The 1,314-nt window shown below is 64.4% G+C and carries 2 protein-coding genes and 1 pseudogene; all 3 read right to left on the reverse strand.

Features of this window, described 5'->3' with window-relative positions; all coding sequences use genetic code 11:
* Positions 1 to 201, reverse strand: a pseudogene (locus tag EOA38_RS36930) (VWA domain-containing protein); the annotation flags it as partial.
* A gap of 5 nt (positions 202 to 206) precedes the next feature.
* Positions 207 to 1,130 (reverse strand): MoxR family ATPase, encoded by a 924-nt coding sequence (locus EOA38_RS36935; protein WP_127301528.1) that lies wholly within the window; start codon positions 1,128 to 1,130, stop codon positions 207 to 209.
* 29 nt (positions 1,131 to 1,159) lie between these two features.
* The coding region (locus EOA38_RS36940) for a flavin reductase family protein (protein WP_145966307.1) at positions 1,160 to 1,314 on the reverse strand (155 nt) is incomplete at its 5' end.

A 1,314-nucleotide genomic window follows, 5' to 3' on the forward strand; every position in this document is an offset into this window, starting at 1 on the left:
GACCAGCACCGCATGCAGGGTCCAGTAGAAATCGTCGCGCGAGCCGATGCCGGCGGCCAGCACCGCCTCGATGGCGTCCTTGACCGATGCCGGTCCGACGCGCATGCCGGCCTTGCGCAGTGCCCGCGCGAAATAAACGATGTTGTCGGCGATGCGCCCCTCCGCCGTCGCTTCTCTGGGTTCCGGATGCGTCGAGGGCATCTCGCTTACTCGGCGGCCGAAAGCTCGGCCTTCACCTCATTGAGGATACGCCGGCCTTCGCCCTGTTCGATGCGGGCAATGTCGTCCTGGTATTTCAAAAGCACGCCGATCGTGTCGGACACCGTTTCCGGATCGAGCGCCACCTTGTCGAGCTCGGTGAGCGCGCCGGCCCAGTCGATGGTTTCGGCGACGCCGGGCGCCTTGAACAGCTCGACCTGGCGCAGCTTCTGGATAAAGGAAACCACCTCGGCGGACAGCCGGCTGTTCGCCTGCGGCACCTTGCGGCGCACGATCTCCAGCTCGCGCTCGGCATTCGGATAGTCGACCCAGTGATAGAGGCAGCGCCGCTTCAGCGCGTCGTGGATCTCGCGGGTGCGGTTGGTGGTGATGATGACGATCGGCGGCTCTTCGGCCTTGATCGTGCCGAGTTCCGGGACCGTCACCTGGAAGTCCGACAGGATCTCGAGCAGGAACGCCTCGAAGGCTTCGTCGGTGCGGTCGAGCTCGTCGATCAGGAAGACCGGCGCCGCACCCGCCTTGCCGGTCAGCGCGTCGAGCACCGGGCGGCGGATCAGGTATTTTTCGGAAAAGACGTTGCGCTCCATGTCGGAGCGCACGACCTTGCCTGCCGCCTCCTCCATGCGGATCTCGATCATCTGGGCGGCATAGTTCCACTCGTAGACGGCTGAAGAGACATCCAGCCCTTCATAGCATTGCAGGCGGATCAGCCGCCGGCCGAGCGCATCGGCCAGCACCTTGGCGATCTCGGTCTTGCCGACGCCTGCCTCGCCCTCGAGGAACAGCGGCCGCTTCATGCGCAGCGATAGGAACAGCACCGTCGCCAGCGAGCGATCCGCGACATAGTCCGCGCCGGTCAGGAGATCGAGCGTCTCGTCGATCGACTTCGGCGCGGGCCGCGGCGCGGTCATTTTGTCTCCGTGGACGCCGCGCACCCGTTTCACAGAACGTGGTAACCGCGGTTGTGATAGATCAGCGGCCGCAAATTATCGCCGATGCGCAGACCTGTCACCTTGCCAAAAAGCACACGGTGGGTGGCGAGATCCTTGGCGTCGACGATCTGACAATCGAACACGGCAAGCGCACCTTTCAGTC

It is taken from the genome of Mesorhizobium sp. M1E.F.Ca.ET.041.01.1.1 (assembly GCF_003997355.1).
Taxonomy (GTDB): Bacteria; Pseudomonadota; Alphaproteobacteria; order Rhizobiales; family Rhizobiaceae; genus Mesorhizobium.